The following is a 24,118-nucleotide window of genomic DNA, read 5'->3' on the forward strand; positions in this document are numbered from 1 at the left end:
GGATTTTGGCAAGGATACGATTAAACTCTGCTCATTTTAAAGCACCAAAACTTCCTGTCATTCTCACTCGACATCCATGGCGAACAAAGGTTTGAAATGAGTAATCTATAACCATTTAAGCCTTTCAGAAGCTGACATTCCTGCTCACAAAAGGTATAATGAAATATGTTTAAAAGGAATCAGGATGATCATGAATTGTTTGTTTTGCAAAATTGCTTCAGGTGATGTAGAGGCAGAAAAAGTGTTTGAAGACGCTGAACTGGTGGTTTTTCACGATATTAAACCTCAAGCCCCAACCCACTTGCTGATTATCCCCAAACAACATATTGAGACAATCAATGATACAGACAGTAAGCATGAACAACTTTTGGGTCGAATGATTTTGACGGCTAAAAAAGCAGCCAGAGAATTGGGATTTAGTGATAAAGGGTATCGATTGGTGTTTAACGTGAATTCAGGTGGCGGACAGGAAGTTTACCATATTCACTTACATTTACTGGGAGGCCGTCAGATGACTTGGCCTCCTGGCTAGGAAAAAGCCAGATATGCAAGAGTATTATAGAAAAATTATTGAGGAAATAGGTGAGGATCCTGCTCGTGAAGGTTTACGTGATACACCTGAGCGCGCTGCTAATGCATTGAAATATTTAACCAAGGGTTATTCCGAAAGTCTCAAGGAAATCATCAACAACGCCTTGTTTGAATCCGACATGAGTGAGATGGTGATTGTCAAAGATATTGAAATGTATTCTATGTGCGAGCATCACTTATTACCGTTTTTAGGCAAATGTCACATTGGTTATTTGCCAAATGGAAAAGTCATAGGTCTGTCAAAACTAGCACGCATTGTAGACTATTTTGCGCGTCGTCTACAGATTCAGGAACGACTTACGGCGGAAATAGCCGAATGCATTGAATCCATCACCGGTGCACGAGGGGTCGCTGTCGTCATTGAAGCCAAACATCTATGTATGATGATGCGCGGTGTGGAAAAACAAAATTCAATCATGACGACTTCTGTGATGTTAGGAGAAATGAAAAATAATCCCCCCAGCCGAAGTGAGTTTTTAAATTTAATTCGTTAAGCTGTATTGTACCGAGGTTTTCGAAGTTTAAGCAAATATCAGTCAGCCTTTGCAGCCAATCAGTCTTATGACACACGGTCTAAACATTGCATCTTGAAGCAGATGATGAGTCACCTTGCAGCACAACATTTTGGCAGACTTGAGCGCATTTTTTTGGGGGGTTAAAGTGCAAGTTTACGTGAAGTAAACAGGCACTTGAATAAAATGCGTCCAAGAATGTAAAAAGACGAAGCTGCTTCGTGATTTAATAAGAATTATCCATCCAAATCATCGGAAGTCTGAATTGTTGATTCATTATGCTGTTCTTCTTTTTCAACTTCAGTTTTTGTCGCGGATTGTGGTTTATCTTTCCACTCCAATTTGACTCGTCCCTGCTTATCCACTCCGGCGACGTACACTTCGATTTCCTGGCCTTCGCTTAACACCGAATCAACCTTTTGTGAACGATCTGCACAAATTTGAGAAATATGAAGCAAGCCATCTTTACCTGGCAATAAATTAACAAAAGCACCAAAATCAACGATTTTTGTAATCTTTCCACGATAGGTCTGTCCGACTTCTACTTCAGCAACCAACGCTTTGATTTGCTTTTGCGCTTCTTCCAAGGCTTCCGCATCTGGAGAAAACAACTGTACGATGCCACTATCATCGATATCAATAGACACACCCGTGCTTTCAATCAGTCCTTTAATTGTCGCCCCGCCTTTGCCAATGATCGTACGGACTTTATCTTCAGAGACTTTCATTGTTGTAATTCTGGGCGCATGCTTTGATAATTCTTCTCTGTGTTCCGGCAAGGCATTATTCATGACTTCTAAAATATGCAAGCGTCCTTCCAAAGCCTGCTCAAGTGCCTGTTTCATGATGTCTTCCGTAATGCCTGTGATTTTTATATCCATTTGCAGGGCTGTAACGCCTTTTTCCGTACCAGCAACTTTAAAATCCATATCTCCCAAATGATCTTCATCACCGAGAATATCCGTTAATATAGCAAATCGCTCACCTTCCTTGATCAATCCCATAGCGACGCCAGCAACCGGTGCTTTTATAGGAACACCAGCATCCATTAAGGCAAGACTGGTACCACAAACCGTAGCCATTGAACTGGAACCATTAGATTCTGTTATTTCTGATACCACACGCAGTACATAAGGAAATTTATCCGACGAGGGCATAACTCCCGCCATTGCCCGCTTGGCCAGACGTCCGTGACCTATTTCACGTCGTTTTGGCGAACCTACCATGCCTGTCTCACCCACGCAATAAGGAGGGAAATTATAATGCAACATGAAGCGTTCTTTATTTTCTCCTTCTAAATTATCAAGGAGTTGTGCATCTCGTTCATTTCCAAGGGTTGCTGCAACAATCGCCTGTGTCTCACCTCTTGTAAACAAGACCGAACCATGAGCACGTTCAAGCAGACGGGTACGAATAGCAATTGGACGTACGGTTTTTTTATCGCGACCATCTATTCTTGGCTCACCATCAAGTATTCGCTGGCGAACGATACGTTTTTCAAGTGAGGCGATGATGTCGAGGATCACATCAGGGTTTAAATCTTCATTTTCCTGAACTAACGTGTCGATGATGTTACGACGTATTTCGTTTAGTCGTTCATACCGCTGTTGTTTATCCCTGATCTGGTAGGCTTCGGCCAGCGCTTCTGAAGTAAGCTCGGAAATCCGGGCTTCCAATTGCGAATCCATTTCAAAAGGCTGCCAGTCCCATGCCGGTTTTCCTGTATCTTTTGCCAACTCCTCTATGGCCTTAATGACATTTTTCATCATTTCATGACCATAAATAATAGCGCCTCGCATAACATCTTCGCTTAATTCAAGAGCCTCAGATTCAACCATTAAAATAGCCTCTTTTGTGCCGGCTACAACCAAATTAAGTTGTGAATCTTCAAGCGCCTTTGTGCCAGGATTCAACATGTAGATGCCATTTTTGTAACCAACGCGTGCTGCACCAATCGGTCCTTGAAAAGGAAGACCTGAAATCGCCAAGGCTGCAGAAGCACCAATCATGGCCACAATATCCGCGGACACTTCGGGATTAAACGATAATACAGTAGCTACAATTTGAACTTCATTATGAAAACCTTTGGGAAACAAGGGGCGTATTGGTCTGTCAATTAAGCGAGAGACTAAAGTCTCATGTTCACTAGGGCGACCTTCTCGCTTGTTGAAGCCGCCAGGAATTTTACCTGCAGCATAAAATTTTTCCTGGTAATTGACAGTAAGGGGGAAAAAATCACTGTTTTGATCAACTTCCTTTTTACCTACAACGGTAACTAAAACCTGCGTACCATTCATTGAAGCGATAACTGCTCCATCTGCCTGACGAGCAATTTCGCCAGTTTCGAGAACCAAACGGTGCTCTCCAAATGCAATTTCTTTTATTGTTTTGGCCATTGTTAACCTCACCCTGATAATAGATGAAAAAAAGGCGCAGAAATCTGCGCCTTTAACTTTGATATTCTGCTTTTGTCTGATGTCTCATTAAAAGACGTGCTAAACTCAATAGGAATCTCTCAAACCCAATTTTTTAATGAGTGTCTGATATTGGGATTCGTTTTTGCGCTTGATGTATTTTAATAACTTACGACGCTTGTTCACTAATTGCTGCAGTCCACGTCTTGAATGAAAATCCTTTTTATGTTCTTTAAAATGTTCGGTTAAATACTTAATTCGATTTGTCATTAATGAAATTTGAACTTCCGGAGAGCCGGTGTCATTATCTGCCCGTTGAAATTCTTTAACGATTTCTTGTTTTTGCTCGCTATTTAGCGACATATGTACTCCTGAAATATGCTAAGGGGTCTTCAAAAAGGGGTATTTTACCAACTCAGATCAAATGAAACAAGTCCTATACAAATTATTTGTCCATAAGCAAGTGCTCGGGCCCAGAGTTTGCTTTTAAACCTCTTCGACAAATAATCGTTTGGCTTTTAATGTTTCTTTTGATTTCTCACCTAAGCCGATAAATTTTTCATCATTATAAAGGCGAACAGTTCCTTTAATATTTTCGTGTCGTCCTTGCTGATGCAATATTTTCCCTTGACGTATTGAAGTGGTCTCATGCGCGCTTAAACCTATCGAGGGGAGATGTCTAACCGCCATTTCCATTGGCAAGATTAATTGCCTGATATCCTGAGGGCTCATGTCTTTCAATTCATCAAGCGTGTACATCTTCTGGTCTTCGAAGCCGCTCGTATAATGTCGATGGAGCGATATGACATGTGCGCCAACTTCCAATTGCTCTCCAATGTCCTCCACCAGGTTACGGATATAAGTTCCCTTGCTGCACTTAACGAGAAGAGAAAAAGTTTTACCATCAAAATCCATTAAATGAAGCTCATGAATCATGATATCTCTTGGTTTACGTTCGATCTCAATGCCTTGGCGGGCATAACGATATAAAGGTATGCCTTGATGCTTTAATGCGGAATACATGGAGGGAATTTGCTGGCTTGCCCCTTGAAAAGCTGAGATAACCGCCAACATCTGCGTTTTAGATATGACAAATTTCTCAGTCATTTTGATGATTTTTCCTGCGGCATCAGCAGAGTCGGTTTTAGTGCCTAAAAGACCCGTTGTTTGATAACATTTATCCGATTCAAGTAAATATTGACTTAATTTAGTGGCCTCTCCCAGACAAATAGGCAGCATTCCCGTCGCTAAAGGATCCAGGCTTCCGGTATGTCCAGCCTTTTTTGCACCCAAGAGACGTTTAACCTGTTGCAAAACCGCATTCGATGATTTTCCCTGTGGTTTATTAACCAATAAAATCCCGTTAAAAGAATTTTGCTCGTTAATCTTCTTCATTACTGGAGTCATTAGGTGCATTTGCCTCATCGATCAAACGACTTAAACGTTTTCCATATTCAATGGACTCATCATAAACAAAATGCAGTTGTGGCACCGTCCTTAATTTAATGGAACGAGCCAGTACAGTACGTAAGAAACTTGCGGCAGAATTTAAAATCGAAGTAGCCAGTTCTTTGTCTTCATTAAGAACAGTAAAATACACCTTTGCATGCCCAAGATCACTGGAGACTTTGACAGCGGAAACGGTAACAAAACCGGATAACCGCGGATCTTTCACTTCTTGTTGAATAATTTGTGCCAGCTTTCGTTGGATTAAACCAGCTACTCGATCAGTTCGCTTAAAATGGTTCATGATATATTACGTGTTATTTCAATCGTTTCAAAGACTTCAATTAAATCACCAGGCTTGACGTCATTATAATTCTTAACGCCAACCCCACACTCCATACCCTGACGCACTTCCAGAACATCATCTTTAAAGCGCCGCAATGATTCTAAAGTCCCTTCATATATCACCACATTGTTTCTCAATACGCGAATGGGATTATTACGTTTAATTACTCCCTCAACGACCATGCATCCGGCAATAGCACCCAGCTTAGGTGATCTAAAGACATCGCGTACCTCGGCAATTCCTATAATTTCTTCCTTAAATTGAGGAGCCAGCATACCAGAAAGCGCAGCTTTTATCTGATCCACTACATCATAGATGACGCTGAAATAATGTAAAGAGACAGACTCTTGTTCAGCCAGACGTTTTGCTGCCGTATCCGCACGCACATTAAAACCGACTAAAATGGCATGAGATGCCATAGCCAGATGAACATCTGACTCGGTGATACCACCTACACCACTGGAAATAATATCAACCTTGACTTCGTCAGTAGAGAGTTTTATTAAAGCATCCGTAATGGCTTCAACTGAACCTTGCACATCGGCTTTGAGAACAATATTCAGGACTTTGGATTCAGCCGCTGCCATATTCTCAAAGATGCCTTCTAATGATGATTTTTGACGCCTGGCAAGTTTTACGTCACGGTATTTACCTTGACGAAACAAAGCCACTTCACGAGCTCTTTTCTCATCAGGGACAACGATGGCTTCATCGCCGGCATGAGGAACAGCAGACAATCCTAGAACTTCAACAGGTATTGAAGGTCCGGCTGCTTCAACGGATTCACCACTGTCATCGATTAATGCCCTGACTCGACCATACTGCAAGCCAGCAAGGAGAATATCTCCTTTATGAAGTATTCCATTCTGAACGAGGACAGTTGCGACAGGTCCGCGTCCCTTGTCAAGGCGCGATTCAATAACGACCCCTTTTGCTGCACCATCCATCATCGCCGTCAATTCCAGAACCTCAGCCTGGAGTAATATGGCTTCCAGAAGGTCATCAATGCCTTTGCCGGTTTTAGCGGAAATGTTAACAAACATGTTTTCCCCACCCCAGGACTCAGGAATAACCTCATGTGCAGACAATTCATTCATTACTCGGTCAGGGTCAGCATCCTCTTTATCCATTTTATTGATGGCTACAATAATGGGAACTTTTGCAGCTTTGGCATGCTGAATAGCCTCAATGGTCTGTGGTTTAACACCATCATCAGCCGCTACAATCAAAATAACAATATCCGTCGCTTGGGCACCGCGAGAACGCATGGCAGTAAATGCGGCATGTCCCGGAGTATCTAAAAAGGTGACATCGCCTTTAGGCGTACTGACATGATAAGCGCCAATATGTTGGGTAATGCCGCCAGCTTCGCCAGCTGCCACCTTAGCACGGCGAATATAATCCAACAATGAGGTTTTACCATGATCTACGTGCCCCATAATTGTAACCACAGGAGCCCTGGATTCCTTTTTGCTGCCCTTGCTGATAAGCTCATCCAATGAATCTTCCAATGAGTCTTCTTTAAGAAGTTTAGGCTTGTGCTTCATTTCTTCTACAACAATGGCAGCTGTATCCTGATCAATAACCTGATTAATCGTAGCCATAGCACCAAGATTCATCATGGCTTTGATCACTTCTGCGGCTTTTACAGACATACGCTTAGCTAATTCTGCTACCGTAATGGTTTCAGGAATTAAAACCTCTCTGACCTTGGGGGAAGTAGGCAGAGCAAAACCGTGTGTTAATGCTTCCTCGGCTTCCCGATATTTCTCCGATTTCTCGATAACTTTTCTTTTTTTGGCTTTACCGCGCTTGCCGTACAGATGTGATGAGCGCTCATCATCCTCATCATTAATATCAGGCTGATATTTTACTTTTTTCTTACCCTTTTTAAATTCAGTCTTTTCACCAACTTTATCCTGATGTTCAGCATGTCTTTTTTTACCGTGCTTTTCCACCTTATGTTCATTCTTGGTTTTCCTTTCCTCAGCTTCCATCAGAGTATCTTGCTCTGAAAAAGACTCCTCTTTTTCCTTCGCAGCTGAAATGGCTTCTTCCTCTTTCGTACTTTCTGATTCTTTAGGCTCTTCAGACTCTGCTATTGTTTCTTCCTCAGACAACTCTACAGGTGCTTCGGCAGGTTGAATATCTTCTTCGCTCGCTTTAGCTGTTTCTCTTGTAATTTCTTCGGAGGGTTGAAAGCTGATTTCCGCTTCTTTTTCCGGAGTCGCCATCTCTGGCATGGTCTCAGCAGTCACTTCCTCTACAGGAGGTTTTTTCTCAATTTCGGGCTCAGTTGGTTCTGCCAACACACTTCGTTTAACATAGGTTTTTTTCTTACGTACTTCAATGTTGATTTTTTTACCACCATGCTTGTCATGCCCCATAGGCACCTGCGACAAACTCTTGCGTTTGATAGTAATTCTCTCTGGTGTCGCTCGCTCCTCATTAACGGATTTACTTTTCAAATGATTGAGTAAAATACGTTTCTGATCTTCATTCACAGTCTGTTGATCATCGGTAAAAGACAATCCAGCTTCCTGTAACTGGTTCAATAAGCGATCAACCGGAATACCAACGACTTGAGCTAATTGTTTAACCGTCACATCCGCCATATCTTAATTCCCCTTTCAGCAGTATTAACTGCATTTTATTCGATTCAATATATGAAACAGCGTATTCACGCTTTGTATTTGATTTATTAGGGTCAGTTGACATTTCTACTATCTTTTACCTGAAAGCTCAAGCTAAGGAAAGGTCAACAGACTCTAAAGTTTGTTATTATCTCGGATAAAAAATAATTAAGCCGACCATCCGCACCTGTGTTTTTTTTGTTAATATCGTGGTACGGAATATCGGTTTAAGATATAAAAACTTATTTTTTATTCGCTAAACCAAGGCTCTCTTGCCTTCATGATCAGGGTACCTGCTTTTTCTTCCGTCATGCCCTTAATATCCAAAAGCTCATCCACGGATTGCTCTGCTAAATCTTCTATCGTTATAATACCCTTGCTGGCCAATTCTTGAGCCAAACTTTCAGTCATACCTTCCATGTTTACCAAGGACTCATCTGGTTCACCAGACTTTCCAGAAGAAAGAGCCATTGTCAATAGAGCATTATTAGCACGATCTCGCAATTCCTCAACGATTTCCTCATCAAATTCCTCAATAGCCAATAACTCTTCCTTAGGCACGTAGGCTACTTCTTCCAGAGAGGAAAAACCATTTGCCACCAATAAAGAAGCAACTTCCTCATCAATGTCCAAGGTTGAAGTAAATAGTTGAATGATTTTTTTGGATTCTTCCTGACTTTTATTTTCAAATTCCTCTATAGTCATAACATTCAACGTCCAACCTGTTAATTGACTGGCCAGTCTAACGTTTTGACCATTTCGTCCAATGGCTTGTGATAGCTGTTCTTTTTCGACAGCTAAGTCCATCGTGTTTGTGTCTTCATCTACAACAATGGAAGAAATTTCAGCAGGAGCCATAGCATTAATGACTAACTGAGCCGGATTATCATCCCATAAGACGATATCAACTCGCTCTCCACCCAGCTCACTGGATACGGCTTGAACTCGTGCACCTCGCATACCTACGCAAGCACCAACAGGATCAATTCGTCCATCATTTGTTTTAACAGCAATTTTTGCTCTGCTGCCCGGCTCTCTGGCTGCAGCTTTGACCTCAATAATATTCTCACCAATTTCCGGTACTTCAATACGGAAAAGCTCCACCAGCATTTCATTGCAGGTGCGACTCACAAACAGCTGAGGCCCTCTGGCCTGTTGGACAACATCATACAATAAAGCACGCACTCGATCATTTGCCCTGAACATTTCATGCGGTAGCATTTCCGAACGAGGTAAAAAAGCTTCTGCTTTATTACCTAAGTCTATAATGACATTATCGCGCGTTACTTTTTTTACTGTTCCATGAACAAGTTGACCTTTCTTTTTAAGGTATTGATCAATCACCAACTGACGTTCAGCTTCACGCACTTTTTGCATGATCACCTGCCTGGCTGTCTGAGCTTCAATACGACCAAAATCTACTGAAGGAACAGGCTCTTCAATGCGTTCGCCGATGTTGATGGAAGGGTTTCTTTCCCTCGCTTGTTCTAAAGTCATTTCACGATCGGGAGACTCCAGCGAATCATCTTCAACGACATCCCAATAGCGAAATGTTTCATATTCACCGGTGCGGGGATCCAATTTGACCCTCACTCCCATGTCCAATCCAGAAAGTTTACGTGTTGCTGATTCCAAAGCAGATTGAATGGCATTTAATACCACTTCTTTGCTTACACCTCTTTCATTGGATAATGCCTCAGCAATCAATAACAATTCTTTGCTCATCACTTGCCTCTCTAGACTGTCAAATTTGCTTTCGCAATTGCGGAAAATAAAATTTCATGCTGTTCCTGATCTATCTCCAGAACCACTGCGTCATCAGATACAGAAGCAATCGTTCCGGTTATTTTTCTTTTATTTTTTAATGGCTTGATCAATTTAAGTTGAACATCAGACCCAATGTATTTCTTGTATTGCCATGTAAAAAACAAGGGCCTGGATATGCCTGGTGAAGAAACTTCCAAATTATAGTTTCCAGATATTGGATCCTCAACATCCAGAAGTGAGCTAACCTGTTTACTCACGCGTTCACAATCATCAATACCTATCCCTTCTGGTTTATCAATATAAATTCGCAATAGCGAATGTTTCCCCTGCGCTAAATATTCAATTCCCCATAACTGATAACCTGCATCTTCTATAACAGGTTCCAGTAATTGTTTTAATTTATCTTTAATCATAGTCTTTTATAAACAATTTGGGTTTTTTATATCGTATTTGCCCGCTTTTACCAGTTAAGCATAATAAAAAACCCCATAAATGGGGTTTTCGTTTTTATAATTGGTAGCGGGGGCAGGATTTGAACCTACGACCTTCGGGTTATGAGCCCGACGAGCTACCAGGCTGCTCCACCCCGCATCAATGAAATGAAGTATACTCATGCATACAGCAAATATCAAGCCATTTAATAAAAGTTTTGCCGTTTATAGCCAATAATGACAGAAGTTTAACTTGCAGCGACCATCATGGATGGTTCTTTTATTCTCTCCAGCTCAATAACTAACTGGCAAATGCATTAATGCAAGCCGCGATTAGTGCGCCGGGAAATATACCAAAATAAAGCAGAGATAAACAATTCAGTGAAAAAATCCATTGAGATGAGCCTGACATTACAACAGGTTCTTTAATCTCTGGTTCATCAAAATACATTACTTTTACAATTCGCAAGTAATAAAAAGCACCTATTACCGCAAAAATCAAACCAAGTGTAGCAACCCAGGTCAAATGAACGTCCACTAAGGCCTTTAATACCAGCAACTTAGTAAAAAACCCTACGGTCGGTGGTACGCCAGCCATGGAAAACATGATGATCAGCATCATAAATGCCAGCCAGGGATTTCTTTTATTTAAGCCTTTTAAATCACTTATATTTTCTATTTCCATACCCTGACTTGACATCAGAACGACCAAGCCAAAAGCAGCTGCAGACATTAAAGAGTAAATCAGAATATAGTATAAAGAAGCTGCATAACCCGCATCACTGGCTGCAACCAGACCAAATAATGTATAACCAATATGTGAAATGGCGGAATAAGCAAAAAGTCGTTTAATATTAGTTTGAGAAATAGCCAACAAATTGCCAAAACCTGTCGATAATAAGGCAAGGACTAATAATAATTGTTGCCACTGTAAAGCAATATTGCCTAAGCCAAATGTCAATACTCTGAAAGCCATGCCCAAGGCTGCAATTTTAGGTGCGGTACTAAGAAACAAAGTAACAGATGTGGGGGCACCCTGATAGACATCAGGTGCCCACATATGAAATGGCATTGCCGCAAGCTTAAATCCAATGCCTGCGACGATAAACACGAGGGCAAAGGACACCATTCCATTTTGCGTTTCCCAATTTGTTGTAATGGCATGAGATATATCCAATAGGTCAAGTTTCCCTGTAGCACCATATATCAGTGACATACCGTATAGCAGCATCCCGGAGGCAATAGCACCCATTATAAAATATTTCATTGCCGCTTCAGCGGCATCGCTGTCTGTGCGTTTAATAGCAGTCATTGTATATATCGGCAATGATAACAATTCAAGTCCCAAATAGACGGTCAATAAAGAGTGGGATGAAACTAGAATTAACATTCCTAAGGTAGAAAAGAGACCTAAAATATAGTAATCCCCAGCAGGCATATTTCTTTCAACTATATATATTCTTGAATAAAGAAAGCTGAGCAATGCGGTCGCCAGGATAAAAAACTTCATTAAATAGGCGATATCGTCACCTACAAAAAGACCATGAAAGGCTATCAGTTTATAATCGCCAATAAAAGCCCAGCAAAAAAATGAGGAAATGAGCAATCCAAGACATGCACAGTACCATGCTATGGATTGGATGCGCTGACGAAAAAATAAATCACCTAATAGAGCCAGGCAAGCAGTTGAAAGAATAATAATTTCTGGCAACGCGATATGAAAATTTTCTAATATGGATGTCATGATGTATTCAACCTTTCAACCTTGTAATCTATAATTTCGATTTATCTGCCTGAGCCAGCGTATAGCTGACGGTTTGGTGCACATACTGTAGCATTGGCTTAGGATAAACACCCATGAGCAACACCATTGCAGCCAATAAAATGTATGCACTCAATTCAAATCCTGATATATCCTTAAGTTCAGCTACCTTTTTGTTATTAATTGGACCAAAAATAGCTCGTTTATAAAGCCATAAGGTATAAGCTGCGCCAAGAATCAAAGTCGTTGCTGCCCAAAAGGCAATCCAGAAACCAGCTTTGATGCTGCCTAATATAACCATAAACTCGCCGACAAAACCTGAAGTACCAGGTAGACCTGTATTAGCCATAGCAAAAAACATCAGAAAAGAAGCAAAAACAGGCATGGTGTTTACGACACCTCCAAAATCCTTAATCTGTCGCGAATGCATGCGGTCATAAATATATCCTACGCCTGCAAACATTGCACTGGATACGAAAGCATGAGATATCATGACCACAATTGCCCCTTCTAAGACCAAGCCTGCATTCCGTAAACCGGATTGATGGGCAATTGCATATATAGCAAAACAACCCAATGTAACAAATCCCATATGTGAAATTGAAGAATAAGCAATCAGGCGTTTCATGTCTTGCTGAATAATAGCCACAAGACCAATATAAACGACGGCAATTAGTGATAAAACCACAATAATTATGGCATATTGGCTGCAAGCGTCAGGAACAATGGGCAAAGCAAAGCGAATAAACCCATACGCTCCCAATTTAAGCAGAACGGCAGCCAGCACAATGGACCCACCTGCCGGTGCTTCAGTGTGGGCATCTGGCAACCAGGTGTGAACAGGAAACATGGGGATTTTAATGGCAAACCCAAGAAAAAAGGCTATAAAAATTAAAGTTTGCGCCGTCATACTTAGTTTTACAGCGTAAAAAGTTTCAATTTTAAATGAGCCGGCAAGATAGCCCATATATAAAAAAGAAACCAGCATCAACACTGAACCAAGAAAAGTATATAAAAAGAATTTTATTGCAGCATAAACACGGTTGTCCGAGCCCCATACACCTATGATCAAATACATTGGAATCAGTGTCGCTTCCCAAAAAATATAAAATACAATCGCATCCATAGCAGAAAAAACGCCCACCAACAAACCTTGCATGATCAAAAAGGCGGCCAAGTACTGTGCGACACGAAATTTAATGCTATCCCAGGTCGCCAATATAACGATAAGGTTAGTGAAAACACTTAGTACAATTAACAGCAGGGATAGCCCATCAATACCCAAACTATAGTTAATTCCTAGAGAGGGCATCCATGGTATTTCCTCAACATATTGCATGCTGAAAGTATCGGCATCAAAGCCACTGACTAAAGGAATACACAACAATAAGGTCAGGAGCACCGTAAATAATGATAAATACCTTGATACGTTGGGATTGTTATCGTCGCCTGTGAGGAAGATAAACACTCCCCCAAGTATCGGTAACCAAATTAACAAATTGAGCAAATGGTACATATCCTCACCTTATCTTCAGCCCAGTATCAGCCAGGACAGAAAAGCCAATACACCTAAAACCATTACCGTCACATAATGATAGAGATAACCGCTTTGTACCGTTCTTCCTCTGCCAGAAAACCATCTAATCAATTTTCCACTACCATTAACAGCCAGTCCATCGATGATTTTTTGATCTCCTAAGCGGTAGAAGAGCATTCCGCATGCTCGAGCCCCACGAACAAAGACCAAATCATTAAAACGATCAAAGCCATATTTATCCAATAAAATACGATATACCCAGGAAATACTTCGGGCCATGCGATCAGGAATTGAGGGAAACACAATATAAGAAATCCATGTCAGAAATATACCTACAATGACCAGCCAGAAGGTGGGAGAAGTAAATGCGTCTATCGTTGAGCGAAAGGGCGATACGACTTCTTCAGATAATTCCCCGAGAACATTATGCTCTGGCAAAACAAATAATGAGGATTGCAATAACGTAGGTTTGTCAAATAGCATCGGCATATAAAGAATATAACCAATAATGATCGACGGTATTGCGAGGGCCACTAAGGGACCCCAAACTACCGCAGGTGATTCCTGTACATGATCATACGTGTGCTTATCCATGCGTGGCACACCATGGAAAGTCATAAATAATGCCCTAAATGTATAAATTGCCGTGACCATGGCACCAAGAGCCACACAAAAATAAGCATATCCACTGCCTGGTATTTGTGAAATATGGGTCGCTTCAATGATGGTATCTTTAGAGTAAAAACCAGCAAAAGGAGGTATAGCACAGAGCGCAAGTCCACCGATTAAGAAAGTTACATAAGTGATCGGCATTTTGTTCCAAAGCCCGCCCATCTTACGCATGTCCTGCTCATGATGCATCCCCATAATGACAGAGCCGGCAGCGAGAAAGAGCAAAGCCTTAAAGCAGGCATGTGTCAGCAAATGAAACATTCCTGCACTGTAGGCAGAAACCCCCATAGCCACCATCATATAACCCAATTGCGATAGAGTAGAATAAGCTACCACCCGCTTAATATCATTCATCACTATAGCAAGGATCCCAGTAAACAAGGCGCCTGTTGCCCCAATCACCAATACCACGGTCAATGCAGTGGTTGAAAACTCAATCATGGGTGAAATGCGTGCGATCATAAAAACACCGGCCGTTACCATAGTGGCAGCATGAATTAAGGCCGAAATAGGTGTAGGACCTTCCATTGACTCTGGCAACCAAACATGGAGAGGAACTTGCGCCGATTTACCCATGGCTCCTACGTAAAGCAGCAAACAAATCACAGTCAACAAGGACCAGTGATAACCATGGTAAAGTTGAATGGTTTCATTTGACAAATATTTCGCACTGCTGAATACAGTCTCATAATCAAGACTACCTGTATAGGCAAACACCAAAGCAATACCCAGGACAAAACCAAAATCACCTACACGATTTACAATAAATGCTTTAAGGCTGCCTTGTAATGCCGATTCTTTGGTATACCAGAATCCAATCAGCAGATAAGACACCAGGCCAACACCTTCCCAGCCAAAAAAGAGTTGAAGAAAATTATTTGCCGTAACCAGCATCAACATCATAAAAGTAAATAAGGAAATGTAACTGAAAAAACGCTGATAGCCATCATCGTCAGCCATATAACCAATGCTGTATATATGAACAAGGAAAGACACAAACGTTACGATCACCATCATGATTGAACTCAATGGATCAATCAAAAAGCCAATGTGGAAAGCAAAGGGGAACAATGTACCACCGTCAGCCCATGTGTAGAGGACGGTATTTACAGGATCAGAGGTTCCTGACAGGATGCTATAAGCCACATAAACAGACAAAAGCAAGGAAATACCAACGCCGAATATGGTGATATTATGTGCTCCGACTTTCCCCAGTTGCTTACGCAAAAAGCCGGATATGACAGAGCCTGCAAGAGGAGTCAGCACAATAATCAAACTCAGTTGAAATATACTCACGATATTAGCCTTTTAAATGATTCATTTTATCTACATCAATGTTACCGCGATTTCTATATAACAGTACCACGATAGCCAAGCCAATGGCAGCTTCTGCAGCAGCCACAGTCAATATAAAGAAAACAAAAACTTCGCCCGCGTTATCACCGTAGTAATGAGAGAAAGCAATAAAATTTGTATTGACTGCCAACAGTATCAACTCAGCGCATACCAGTAACAATATGATGTTTTTTCGGTTGAGCATAATACCTACTAACCCAAGTCCAAACAATATGGCTCCCAAAATTAGATAATGATTGATCGGTATCATTTAAAAAAATTCCTCAATTATTCTTTTGGCTTCAGATTGACTAAATCAATTCTGTCCTCGGGCCTGGTCATAAGTTGCTTCAGAATATCCTGGCGTTTTGAACGCAATATTGTGCGGTGAGCAAGAGTAATAGCAGAAATAATAGCAACCAGTAATATAACGGCAGCCAATTCAAAGGCAAGCACATAATCTGTGTAGAGTACCAAGCCAAGCTGCTCGGTATTTGAAATTTTTTCTTTATTGACCGTTTCCATGCCTACTGCCGTGTCCATAACCATCTCTGCGGAAGGTGTTATCTGTTGAGACGGCTGTTGTTCCACTTTTTCTTCAAAGGCATCTGAGGGGATAGCCACCATAAGTAATCCGGCCAAAAAAGCAACCACAATCAGTCCAAAAGGCATATAACGAATTAAATGACGCTTAACGGATTCTGTTTCAATGTTAAGCATCATGACCACAAATAAAAACAGGGTCATTACGGCGCCAACATAAACCAGAACCAGGATTAAGGCTAAGAATTCAGCTTCAGCTAATATCCACAATACGGAGCTGGCAAAAAAGGCAAGGACAAGAAACAACACACAACGAACGGGATTGTTTTGGGTTACGGCCATAAATGCTGAAAGAACAGTCACCCCGGCAAACACATAAAATACGGCATTGATCAAGAGCTCATTCATAACTTACCCCGTTATCGGTATTTTTCATCGGCTTTTCTATCGGCGGCCAATTTTGGCTCTATAAGATCGCCCAAAGCCAATAATTTTTCTTTAGTCATTATATTCTGGCCGCGTTCACTAATATGGTAATGATGGACTGGAGTTACCACAATGGAATCTACCGGGCATGATTCTTCGCAAAGACCGCAATTAATACATTTAAACATGTCAATATCGTAGCGGGTAGTGCGTCTTGATCCATCTTCTCGCGGCTCAGACTCAATGGTAATTGCCAATGCAGGACAAACAGCCTCACACAATTTACAAGCTATACAACGTTCTTCACCATTAGGATAGCGGCGCAAAGCAAGAAGTCCTCTGAATCGTGGTGATATCGGTGTCTGTTCTTCCGGAAACTGAACAGTAGTTTTCTTTTTAAAGAAATATTTGCCGGTTACACTCAGTCCAGAAAGCAATTCCAGTAATGTAAAGCTACGTAAATAATGCTTTATGTATCGATATAATTTTTTCATTCATTTCTCGACTATTCGTCAAAACCAGGGTTTTACTTGTGCTACCACCATCAGGGCTGTAACAACGACCCAGACTATGGTCACAGGAATAAGTACTTTCCACCCGAGTCGCATTAACTGATCATAACGGTATCGTGGAAAAGTGGCCCTTATCCATAAATAAACAAACAGGAAAAAACTGATTTTTGCCAGCAGCCAAATGAAGCCTGGTACAAAAAAGAAAATATCCTCCAGCAGTGGAATGCCTTCAACCGGTGAGAGCCACCCGCCTAAAAACATAATGGACATGATGGCTGAAATTAATATCATACTCGCGTATTCAGAAAGAAAAAACAGGGCAAAACCGATACCTGAATACTCAACATGAAAACCGGCGACGATTTCAGACTCACCTTCCGCCATATCAAATGGAGCACGATTCGTTTCCGCCACACCTGCTATCCAAAATACGATAAAAAGCGGTAAAAGCGGCAAAAACCACCAGTGCCAAATCCCTCCTTTCTGTGACAAAACAACCTCTGTCAAATTCATGCTTCCCGCTGCAAGCAAGACACCTACAAAAGCAAAACCCATCGCGATTTCATAAGACACGGTTTGGGCAGCACTGCGAAGAGAGCCAAACATGGCATATTTTGAATTGGAAGACCAGCCGGCTATTAACACGCCGTAAACGCCCAATGAACTCATAGCAAAAACATAGAGCACACCAGCATTAATATTCGATAACACGACGCCTTCCTGAAAAGGAATAACAGCCCATCCTGCAAGAGAGGGGGCCAGAGCGAACAGTGGGGCAATCACGAAAAGATATTTATTTGAACGAGTCGGTACAATAATTTCTTTGGTTATCAGTTTAAAAAGATCGGCAAAAGGCTGTAGCAAACCAGCCACACCCACACGATTAGGTCCGATGCGTGTCTGAATATAACCTATTACCTTACGTTCCGCAAAAGTCAAATAGGCGACGCCGATCAATAATGGAATCACGATAGCAATGATTTTAATGATAATCCATATTAGTATGCCAATGTCTTGCAGCATGTTCTTACCCGTCTAGCGCTTAATGGTTATTCCAGCAAATGAATGCCCCAAATCCACCGTTTCCGGCAAAGCGTTGGCAACCCATATTACATCGGGCACAACTCGCTCATCTCGTTTCAGCGGCAATGTTATCTCAATATCTCCTTGAGATACAGTAGCAACATCATCTAATTTCAAGCGACTTGCCGTCGCAGGGTTAATTCTTATACAAGCTGTCTCAGATGCGGCACATTTCTGCAATGCCTCAGCATGTCGAACCACCTGATCAGAACGATACAATGGCCATTCTCCAACTCGAACCAATTTATCTGTGACTTCCGGCAGGCTTTCGGGATAATAAAGCTCATATTTAGGCTCAGATGCCATATCCAGCTTCGTCTTCACTTCCAATAATATTTCCGCTGTTGATGTATATTCAAACTCAGGACAATGCAAGAGATTTCCCAGGACCCGTAAAATTTTCCACGCCGGCCGTGCTTCCCCACAAGGCGCCAAAGCCCCATTAGCTGTTTGCCAGACTTTATCTACATTGACATATGTTCCAGAGGTTTCGGCAAATGCGGCCATAGGCAAAATAACGTCAGTGTAATCATACATCGACTCATTTTCAAAAGCGGACAGCATGACAACAAATTCCGCTGCTAACATTGATTGTCTGGCATTACAAGGATTTGCAATGTCATAGGCGGGTTCAAGTCCCATTAAAAAATAACCTTTAAGTCTGGCATCAAGAGCACTTTGAATATCGAGCCCTGCCTCGGCGATTTCTTTTCCCGCTGCAGTTCTGTGTGGAAGCATACCAGCATACCAGGCTCCAGCACTGTTTGCTCCTGTAGTAAACCGTAGAATTTTTGCTCCACTTAAATGACTGATGGAACTAATGAGTGTTCTGATCAATGAAGCCTGCGGATGGTTTTCACAAATAGCGCCACTTACAATTACTGCTTTATCCATTTTTAAGGCGGCGGCCATTTCTTCCGATGTTTTGTCAATTTTGATTCCAATCAGCAATCTTTGCAAAGATTCCGGAAGCTTCTTGATATCATCGGTCAAAGCCAAAGCAAGTCGAGCCAACTGCAATGGTATTTCCTGAGGTGCAGTAATCGCTTTGCCGCTTAGTTCGAAATGATAATCATAATCAATGGAATTGATTGCATATATTTTACCGCCATTTCGATAGGCTTTACGTACTCTGAGACCTGCCAGTGGAATTTCGCGGTCAATATTACAACCCAGCAACAAAACACTATCCTGATGTTCAATTTCTGCATACATAAGGCTGCTTGTTGGGGTCAAAGGCTGGTTAAATTGATCACGGAAATCAACTTGTTGCAGACGATGGTCGAGATTATTTACCCCAAGTGAGCGCATTAATTTCTGCAATAAATAAAATTCTTCTAAGGAAGATGAAGGAGAAGCAAAAGCCGCCATTTGTTCAGCGCCATGCTGCTTTGTTATTCTTGCAATTCCCTCAGCCGTAAATTTTAAGGCTGTTGGCCAGTCTACAGTTTCCCATTGGCCGTTTCGCTTGATTTTAGGCTGAAGTGCTCGCGCACCACTGTTTATACCTAAATAACTGAATCGGTCTCTATCTGATAACCAGGTTTCATTAATGCTTTCATTTTCTCTGGGAACAACACGCATTAAATGATTTCTTCTGACATGAAGATGTATGTTTGAACCTAAACAATCGTGTGGAGCAACACCATCATGCTGAGTCATTTCCCAGGCACGGGCAGTAAAACGATAAGGTTTTGACGTCAAAGCCCCCACAGGGCAAAGATCAATCACATTTCCTGACACTTCAGATGTGATACTGTGCTTAACATAAGTCCCGATTTGCATCTCCTCACCGCGGCCAGTGGCACCGAGTTCACGTAACCCGGCAACCTCTTGACCAAAACGCACGCAGCGTGTGCAATGAATACACCTTGTCATCTCCGTAGAGATAAGTGGACCCAGATCATCATCTACTACTGCTCGCTTGCTTTCTTCATATTCGGAAGCATCATGGCCAAAGCCCATGGAAATATCTTGTAATTCACATTCCCCACCTTGATCGCAGATTGGGCAGTCCAATGGATGATTAATCAGCAGAAACTCCATGACTGCACGTTGGGAACGAATGGCTTCTTCAGATTTTGTAAATACCTTCATGCCATTAGTGATAGGTGTTGCACAAGCCGGAACAGGCTTTCGTCCGTTTTCAACTTCAACCAGACACATACGACAGTTAGCAGCAACCGACAATTTTTTGTGATAACAAAAGCGGGGTATGTGTATACCGGCATCATCGGCAACTTCTATGATCATTTTGCCGTTTTCTGCTTCTAGTGTTTTACCGTCTATTTCAATGGTGGCCATTGTTTAAACCTTCTCAATTATGCTGCGACGATCGAGCGTTTATGCTTAACGAAATATTCAAATTCATGATAAAAATGTTTGACGAAGCTTTGTACAGGCCATGCAGCAGCTTCGCCGAGGGCACATATCGTTCTTCCTTCAATATTGTCTGCGACATTGACCAGCTTTTCTATATCACCAGGCTCCGCCTGTCCCTCCTTAATACGATGAAGCAGTCGGACCATCCAGCCGGTTCCTTCACGACAAGGTGTACATTGTCCACAGGATTCATCCATATAAAATTCTGAAATGCGACAAAGGGCGTTGACCATACATGTGGTTTCATCCATGATGATAACCGCACCCGAGCCTAACCCCGAACCCGCCTTCTGAATGCTGTCATAATCCATGTCCAGTTCCATCATTAGGTCTCCTGGAAGAACACACATAGACGTTCCGCCGGGAATGACCGCTTTCAACCTACGACCATCCAGCATGCCTCCGGCTAGTTCCAACAAGGCTTTAAAAGGCGTACCCATAGGAATTTCAAAATTACCTGGTTTATTGACATGACCACTTACACTGAAGCATTTTGCACCGCCATTATTCGGTTTGCCAAGCTCAAGAAACCATTTGCCGCCTTTTTCCATGATGACAGGAACAGAAGCAAATGTTTCCGTATTGTTAATGGTAGTGGGCTTACCATACAGCCCGTAATTGGCTGGGAATGGTGGTTTAAAACGTGGCATGCCTTTTTTGCCTTCGAGAGAATTCAATAAAGCTGTCTCCTCTCCACATATATAAGCACCGGCACCTAAATGATTATATAAATCAAAATCGACTCCGGAATTTAAAATATTCTTTCCTAACAGTCCCGCCTTGTATGCTTCCTGTATTGCAGCTTCTGTTCGTTGGAAGGGGTGCCAGAACTCACCGCGAATGTAGTTGTATCCCACGGTTGCTCCCATGACGTAACCAGCAATCGCCATTCCTTCAATAAGCTGATGCGGATTTAAAGTTAAAATTTCCCGATCCTTGCAGGTCCCTGGCTCACCTTCATCTGAATTGCAGACGACATATTTTTGCCCAGGGGCATTGCGATTCATAAAACTCCATTTCAGACCAGTGGGAAAGCCCGCCCCGCCTCGACCACGCAAAGCAGAAATTTTCAGTTCCTCAATGATCTGCTGTGGCGGTGTTTTTTCCTTTAGAATTTTCCGCCATGCTGTGTAGCCGCCAATGCTTTCATAGGCCTTAAGTGTCCAGGACTCAGGCAGATGAAAGGTGCGATAACAGACTTGATTCAGCTCAACCATGACAACCACCTATATCATTCATTGGTATTGCTCCAATACAGCCTCAATTTTCTCAGGAGTCAGATTTTCATGATAATCCTTGTCCACCTGCATCATGGGTGCATTAACACAAGCACCGAGGCATTCAACTGAATTAAGCGTGAAACGCCCATCGCTGGTTGTTTCACCTAATTTAATACCCAGCCTTTTCTGCAAATGTTCAACGACTTCGTCAGAATTGCGAAGAAGACAGGAAATATTCGTACAGACATTAATTGAATGCCGACCAACAGGCTTGATGTGATACATCGAATAAAAAGTAGCAACTTCATATACAGCAATCGGTGGCATCTCCAGATATTCAGCTACTGCATTCATCAATTCCTGAGTCAAATGGCCGTATTCATCCTGAACAATCATTAAAGCGCTCATAACAGCCGATTGCTTCTCCTCAGCCGGATATTTAGCTATCCAATGATCGATGTTCTTCATAGCTTCTGCAGAAACAAGCTGGTTAAGTAATTTTGCTGAATTCTCAGACATATGCAAACCTTATCTCATTATTACCAGTGCGGGCATGTTGCACCACAACATCAGCGATCAATTTCGCCAAAAACTATATCCTGACTGGCTAATATAGCCACACCATCTGCGAGCATGTGTCCTCTGGCCATTTCGTCAAAGCCTGCCAAATGAGCAAAGCCGGGGGCTCTGATTTTTAAACGGTAAGGCTTGTTGGCTCCATCAGATATCAGGTAAATTCCAAACTCCCCCTTAGGGGCCTCAACGGCACTATAAACTTCGCCCTGGGGCAGACAAAACCCTTCGGTAAACAGTTTAAAATGATGAATCAAAGCTTCCATATCATGCTTCATGACTTCACGACGTGGAGGTGTGATTTTATAGTCATGCAAACGAACGGAACCTGGATTATTTTTCAGCCACTTCACACATTGGCGGATAATTTTGTTGGACTGACGCATTTCCTCCACTCTGACAAGATAGCGGTCATAACAGTCACCGGTTTTACCCACTGGAATATCAAAATCTACTTGATCATAAGCCGCGTAAGGTTGTTTTTTCCTTAAGTCCCAGGCCACTCCGGAAGCCCGCAACATCGGACCGGTAAACCCCATTTGAAGCGCTTCTTCCGCTGAAACAACTCCTATATCCACTGTTCTTTGTTTCCAGATACGATTATCCGTTAACAGAGTTTCATATTCGTCCACACGAGCAGGAAAACGTTCCGTAAAAGACCAGATAAAATCGAGCAAGCTTCCCTCTCTTGTCTCGTTCATTTTTTCTACTTCTCTTTCATTATGCCAGCGAGAGGGTGTGTATTTGGGCATGCTGTCTGGAAGATCTCGTGCCACACCGCCTGGTCGATAGTAGGTGGCATGCATTCTGGCGCCAGAAACCGCTTCGTAACAATCAAATAAATCTTCACGTTCTCTGAAACAATATAGAAATACTGTCATAGCACCAATGTCCAAAGAGCAAGCACCAAGCCACAGGAGATGATTGAGCAGACGCGTGATTTCATCAAACATGGTACGAATATAGCGTGCTCGAATTGGGATTTCTATACCCAGAAGTTTTTCAATGGCCATCACGTAAGCATGTTCATTGCACATCATCGACACGTAATCCAGCCGATCCATATAGCCAATACTTTGTATATATGGCTTGGTTTCAGCCAGTTTTTCAGTTGCGCGATGCAATAAGCCAATATGCGGATCAGAACGTACGATGGTTTCGCCTTCCAGTTCCATGACCAGCCGAAGAACGCCATGGGCTGCAGGATGCTGAGGTCCAAAGTTCAATGTATAATTTTTTAGCTCTAGCATTACTCGTTCTCCTGAGTTTCGATATAACGGTTATCGTTACGAATGACCTTAGGCACGAGAATTCTTGGTTCAATATCTACTGGCTCATAGATAACTTTTTTCAATTTTGCGTCATAACGCATTTCCACATGACCACTTAAGGGAAAATCCTTGCGAAAAGGATGACCTATAAAACCGTAATCGGTAAGTATTCGCCTTAAATCGGGATGATTGTCAAATAAAATTCCATATAAATCATAAGCTTCCCTTTCAAACCAGTTCGCAGCCTTCCAAATATGATGAACTGAGGGAACAATAAGATGATCTTCCTCCACAAATAATCTGACTCTTAAACGATGATTTTTAACGGTTGACAGTAAGTGATAAACCACAGCGAATCTGGGCTTGGATAAAGCGTAAGCTTTGGCTTCCTGTTTTTCAACTGCTCTGGAGAAGCCACTCTCCGTCGCGCTTTCCGTTTCCCAGTCGTATTCGCCGTAAAGTAAATAATCCACAGCACATATATCAATTAATTGATCAAAAACAAAATGGGGATGATCCCTGAGTTGAATCATGAAATTTAACAAATTATCGGCATCACATTCTGCAGTCACTTCATCATTTGCAGGAACAATTGCGGATAATTGGGTTAAAAACTCACTTTGTAAATGCTTAACCAAATGCTCTTGTTTTGTCATCTATTA

The 24,118-nt window shown here is 42.0% G+C and carries 20 protein-coding genes, 1 tRNA gene and 2 pseudogenes; 2 read left to right on the forward strand and 21 right to left on the reverse strand.

Annotation, left to right across the window (positions count from 1 at the left end; genetic code table 11):
- Positions 1 to 190: 190 nt before the first annotated feature.
- Positions 191 to 532, forward strand: a complete 342-nt coding sequence (locus tag E4T55_RS05690; RefSeq protein ID WP_058501279.1) for a histidine triad nucleotide-binding protein — start codon at positions 191 to 193, stop codon at positions 530 to 532.
- 13 nt (positions 533 to 545) lie between these two features.
- Positions 546 to 1,085 (forward strand): GTP cyclohydrolase I FolE, encoded by a 540-nt coding sequence (gene folE, locus E4T55_RS05695; RefSeq protein ID WP_058501242.1) that lies wholly within the window; start codon positions 546 to 548, stop codon positions 1,083 to 1,085.
- A gap of 254 nt (positions 1,086 to 1,339) precedes the next feature.
- Here the strand turns inward: folE and pnp are convergent, their stop codons facing one another.
- The 21 genes and pseudogenes from pnp to E4T55_RS05795 all read right to left on the reverse strand — a co-directional run bounded on the left by pnp (position 1,340) and on the right by E4T55_RS05795 (position 24,112).
- Positions 1,340 to 3,499: a polyribonucleotide nucleotidyltransferase gene (gene pnp / locus E4T55_RS05700; protein WP_058501243.1), complete on the reverse strand. Its 2,160-nt coding sequence runs from the start codon at positions 3,497 to 3,499 to the stop codon at positions 1,340 to 1,342.
- A gap of 105 nt (positions 3,500 to 3,604) precedes the next feature.
- On the reverse strand, positions 3,605 to 3,880 hold the full coding sequence (rpsO, locus tag E4T55_RS05705) for a 30S ribosomal protein S15 (RefSeq protein ID WP_058501244.1): 276 nt from the start codon (positions 3,878 to 3,880) through the stop codon (positions 3,605 to 3,607).
- A gap of 123 nt (positions 3,881 to 4,003) precedes the next feature.
- Complete coding sequence (truB, locus tag E4T55_RS05710) at positions 4,004 to 4,912, reverse strand: tRNA pseudouridine(55) synthase TruB (RefSeq protein ID WP_058501245.1); 909 nt, start codon at positions 4,910 to 4,912, stop codon at positions 4,004 to 4,006.
- Positions 4,899 to 5,270, reverse strand: coding sequence for a 30S ribosome-binding factor RbfA (rbfA, locus tag E4T55_RS05715; RefSeq protein ID WP_115325370.1), 372 nt, complete (start codon positions 5,268 to 5,270; stop codon positions 4,899 to 4,901). Before rbfA ends, truB begins: the two co-directional genes overlap by 14 nt.
- A pseudogene (gene infB, locus E4T55_RS05720) lies at positions 5,264 to 7,282 on the reverse strand (translation initiation factor IF-2); the annotation flags it as partial. The gene rbfA and the pseudogene infB, both read right to left, overlap by 7 nt.
- A gap of 281 nt (positions 7,283 to 7,563) precedes the next feature.
- A pseudogene (locus tag E4T55_RS15605) lies at positions 7,564 to 7,924 on the reverse strand (translation initiation factor IF-2 associated domain-containing protein); the annotation flags it as partial.
- A 267-nt stretch (positions 7,925 to 8,191) separates the two neighbouring features.
- Positions 8,192 to 9,667: a transcription termination factor NusA gene (nusA, locus tag E4T55_RS05725; RefSeq protein WP_058501248.1), complete on the reverse strand. Its 1,476-nt coding sequence runs from the start codon at positions 9,665 to 9,667 to the stop codon at positions 8,192 to 8,194.
- A gap of 11 nt (positions 9,668 to 9,678) precedes the next feature.
- Positions 9,679 to 10,122, reverse strand: a complete 444-nt coding sequence (gene rimP, locus E4T55_RS05730) for a ribosome maturation factor RimP (RefSeq protein WP_058501249.1) — start codon at positions 10,120 to 10,122, stop codon at positions 9,679 to 9,681.
- A gap of 101 nt (positions 10,123 to 10,223) precedes the next feature.
- Positions 10,224 to 10,300 (reverse strand) — tRNA-Met (locus E4T55_RS05735).
- A gap of 141 nt (positions 10,301 to 10,441) precedes the next feature.
- On the reverse strand, positions 10,442 to 11,884 hold the full coding sequence (gene nuoN, locus E4T55_RS05740) for an NADH-quinone oxidoreductase subunit NuoN (protein ID WP_058501250.1): 1,443 nt from the start codon (positions 11,882 to 11,884) through the stop codon (positions 10,442 to 10,444).
- A 28-nt stretch (positions 11,885 to 11,912) separates the two neighbouring features.
- Positions 11,913 to 13,418: a complex I subunit 4 family protein gene (locus E4T55_RS05745; protein WP_058501251.1), complete on the reverse strand. Its 1,506-nt coding sequence runs from the start codon at positions 13,416 to 13,418 to the stop codon at positions 11,913 to 11,915.
- A gap of 15 nt (positions 13,419 to 13,433) precedes the next feature.
- Entirely contained in the window at positions 13,434 to 15,407 is a 1,974-nt protein-coding gene (gene nuoL, locus E4T55_RS05750; protein WP_058501252.1) for an NADH-quinone oxidoreductase subunit L, read from the reverse strand.
- Positions 15,408 to 15,411: 4 nt separating this feature from the next.
- A complete protein-coding gene (gene nuoK, locus E4T55_RS05755) occupies positions 15,412 to 15,717 on the reverse strand; it encodes an NADH-quinone oxidoreductase subunit NuoK (protein WP_058501253.1) in 306 nt (101 codons plus the stop codon).
- Positions 15,718 to 15,734: 17 nt separating this feature from the next.
- Positions 15,735 to 16,397 (reverse strand): NADH-quinone oxidoreductase subunit J, encoded by a 663-nt coding sequence (locus E4T55_RS05760; protein ID WP_058501254.1) that lies wholly within the window; start codon positions 16,395 to 16,397, stop codon positions 15,735 to 15,737.
- 11 nt (positions 16,398 to 16,408) lie between these two features.
- Entirely contained in the window at positions 16,409 to 16,909 is a 501-nt protein-coding gene (gene nuoI / locus E4T55_RS05765) for an NADH-quinone oxidoreductase subunit NuoI (protein WP_058501255.1), read from the reverse strand.
- Between the two features lie 18 nt (positions 16,910 to 16,927).
- Complete coding sequence (nuoH, locus tag E4T55_RS05770; protein WP_058501256.1) at positions 16,928 to 17,950, reverse strand: NADH-quinone oxidoreductase subunit NuoH; 1,023 nt, start codon at positions 17,948 to 17,950, stop codon at positions 16,928 to 16,930.
- Between the two features lie 12 nt (positions 17,951 to 17,962).
- Entirely contained in the window at positions 17,963 to 20,314 is a 2,352-nt protein-coding gene (nuoG, locus tag E4T55_RS05775; protein WP_058501257.1) for an NADH-quinone oxidoreductase subunit NuoG, read from the reverse strand.
- Between the two features lie 17 nt (positions 20,315 to 20,331).
- The gene (gene nuoF / locus E4T55_RS05780) at positions 20,332 to 21,609 is read right to left on the reverse strand and encodes an NADH-quinone oxidoreductase subunit NuoF (protein WP_058501258.1); all 1,278 of its coding nucleotides are present in this window, start codon (positions 21,607 to 21,609) and stop codon (positions 20,332 to 20,334) included.
- Positions 21,610 to 21,627: 18 nt separating this feature from the next.
- A complete protein-coding gene (nuoE, locus tag E4T55_RS05785) occupies positions 21,628 to 22,131 on the reverse strand; it encodes an NADH-quinone oxidoreductase subunit NuoE (protein WP_058501259.1) in 504 nt (167 codons plus the stop codon).
- A gap of 50 nt (positions 22,132 to 22,181) precedes the next feature.
- The gene (locus E4T55_RS05790) at positions 22,182 to 23,435 is read right to left on the reverse strand and encodes an NADH-quinone oxidoreductase subunit D (RefSeq protein WP_058501260.1); all 1,254 of its coding nucleotides are present in this window, start codon (positions 23,433 to 23,435) and stop codon (positions 22,182 to 22,184) included.
- A complete protein-coding gene (locus tag E4T55_RS05795) occupies positions 23,435 to 24,112 on the reverse strand; it encodes an NADH-quinone oxidoreductase subunit C (RefSeq protein WP_058501261.1) in 678 nt (225 codons plus the stop codon). The genes E4T55_RS05790 and E4T55_RS05795 overlap by 1 nt, the downstream gene beginning before the upstream one ends.
- Between the last annotated feature and the right edge of the window lie 6 nt (positions 24,113 to 24,118).

It is taken from the genome of Legionella israelensis (assembly GCF_004571175.1).
GTDB lineage: Bacteria > Pseudomonadota > Gammaproteobacteria > Legionellales > Legionellaceae > Legionella_D > Legionella_D israelensis.

Coding starts and splice junctions, on each gene's coding strand:
- E4T55_RS05690 (WP_058501279.1), top strand. CDS start 191: ATGAATTGTTTGTTTTGCAAAATTGCTTCAGGTGATGTAGAGGCAGAA.
- folE (WP_058501242.1), top strand. CDS start 546: ATGCAAGAGTATTATAGAAAAATTATTGAGGAAATAGGTGAGGATCCT.
- pnp (WP_058501243.1), bottom strand. CDS start 3,499: ATGGCCAAAACAATAAAAGAAATTGCATTTGGAGAGCACCGTTTGGTT.
- rpsO (WP_058501244.1), bottom strand. CDS start 3,880: ATGTCGCTAAATAGCGAGCAAAAACAAGAAATCGTTAAAGAATTTCAA.
- truB (WP_058501245.1), bottom strand. CDS start 4,912: ATGAAGAAGATTAACGAGCAAAATTCTTTTAACGGGATTTTATTGGTT.
- nusA (WP_058501248.1), bottom strand. CDS start 9,667: ATGAGCAAAGAATTGTTATTGATTGCTGAGGCATTATCCAATGAAAGA.
- rimP (WP_058501249.1), bottom strand. CDS start 10,122: ATGATTAAAGATAAATTAAAACAATTACTGGAACCTGTTATAGAAGAT.
- nuoN (WP_058501250.1), bottom strand. CDS start 11,884: ATGACATCCATATTAGAAAATTTTCATATCGCGTTGCCAGAAATTATT.
- E4T55_RS05745 (WP_058501251.1), bottom strand. CDS start 13,418: ATGTACCATTTGCTCAATTTGTTAATTTGGTTACCGATACTTGGGGGA.
- nuoK (WP_058501253.1), bottom strand. CDS start 15,717: ATGATACCGATCAATCATTATCTAATTTTGGGAGCCATATTGTTTGGA.
- E4T55_RS05760 (WP_058501254.1), bottom strand. CDS start 16,397: ATGAATGAGCTCTTGATCAATGCCGTATTTTATGTGTTTGCCGGGGTG.
- nuoI (WP_058501255.1), bottom strand. CDS start 16,909: ATGAAAAAATTATATCGATACATAAAGCATTATTTACGTAGCTTTACA.
- nuoH (WP_058501256.1), bottom strand. CDS start 17,950: ATGCTGCAAGACATTGGCATACTAATATGGATTATCATTAAAATCATT.
- nuoG (WP_058501257.1), bottom strand. CDS start 20,314: ATGGCCACCATTGAAATAGACGGTAAAACACTAGAAGCAGAAAACGGC.
- nuoF (WP_058501258.1), bottom strand. CDS start 21,609: ATGGTTGAGCTGAATCAAGTCTGTTATCGCACCTTTCATCTGCCTGAG.
- nuoE (WP_058501259.1), bottom strand. CDS start 22,131: ATGTCTGAGAATTCAGCAAAATTACTTAACCAGCTTGTTTCTGCAGAA.
- E4T55_RS05790 (WP_058501260.1), bottom strand. CDS start 23,435: ATGCTAGAGCTAAAAAATTATACATTGAACTTTGGACCTCAGCATCCT.
- E4T55_RS05795 (WP_058501261.1), bottom strand. CDS start 24,112: ATGACAAAACAAGAGCATTTGGTTAAGCATTTACAAAGTGAGTTTTTA.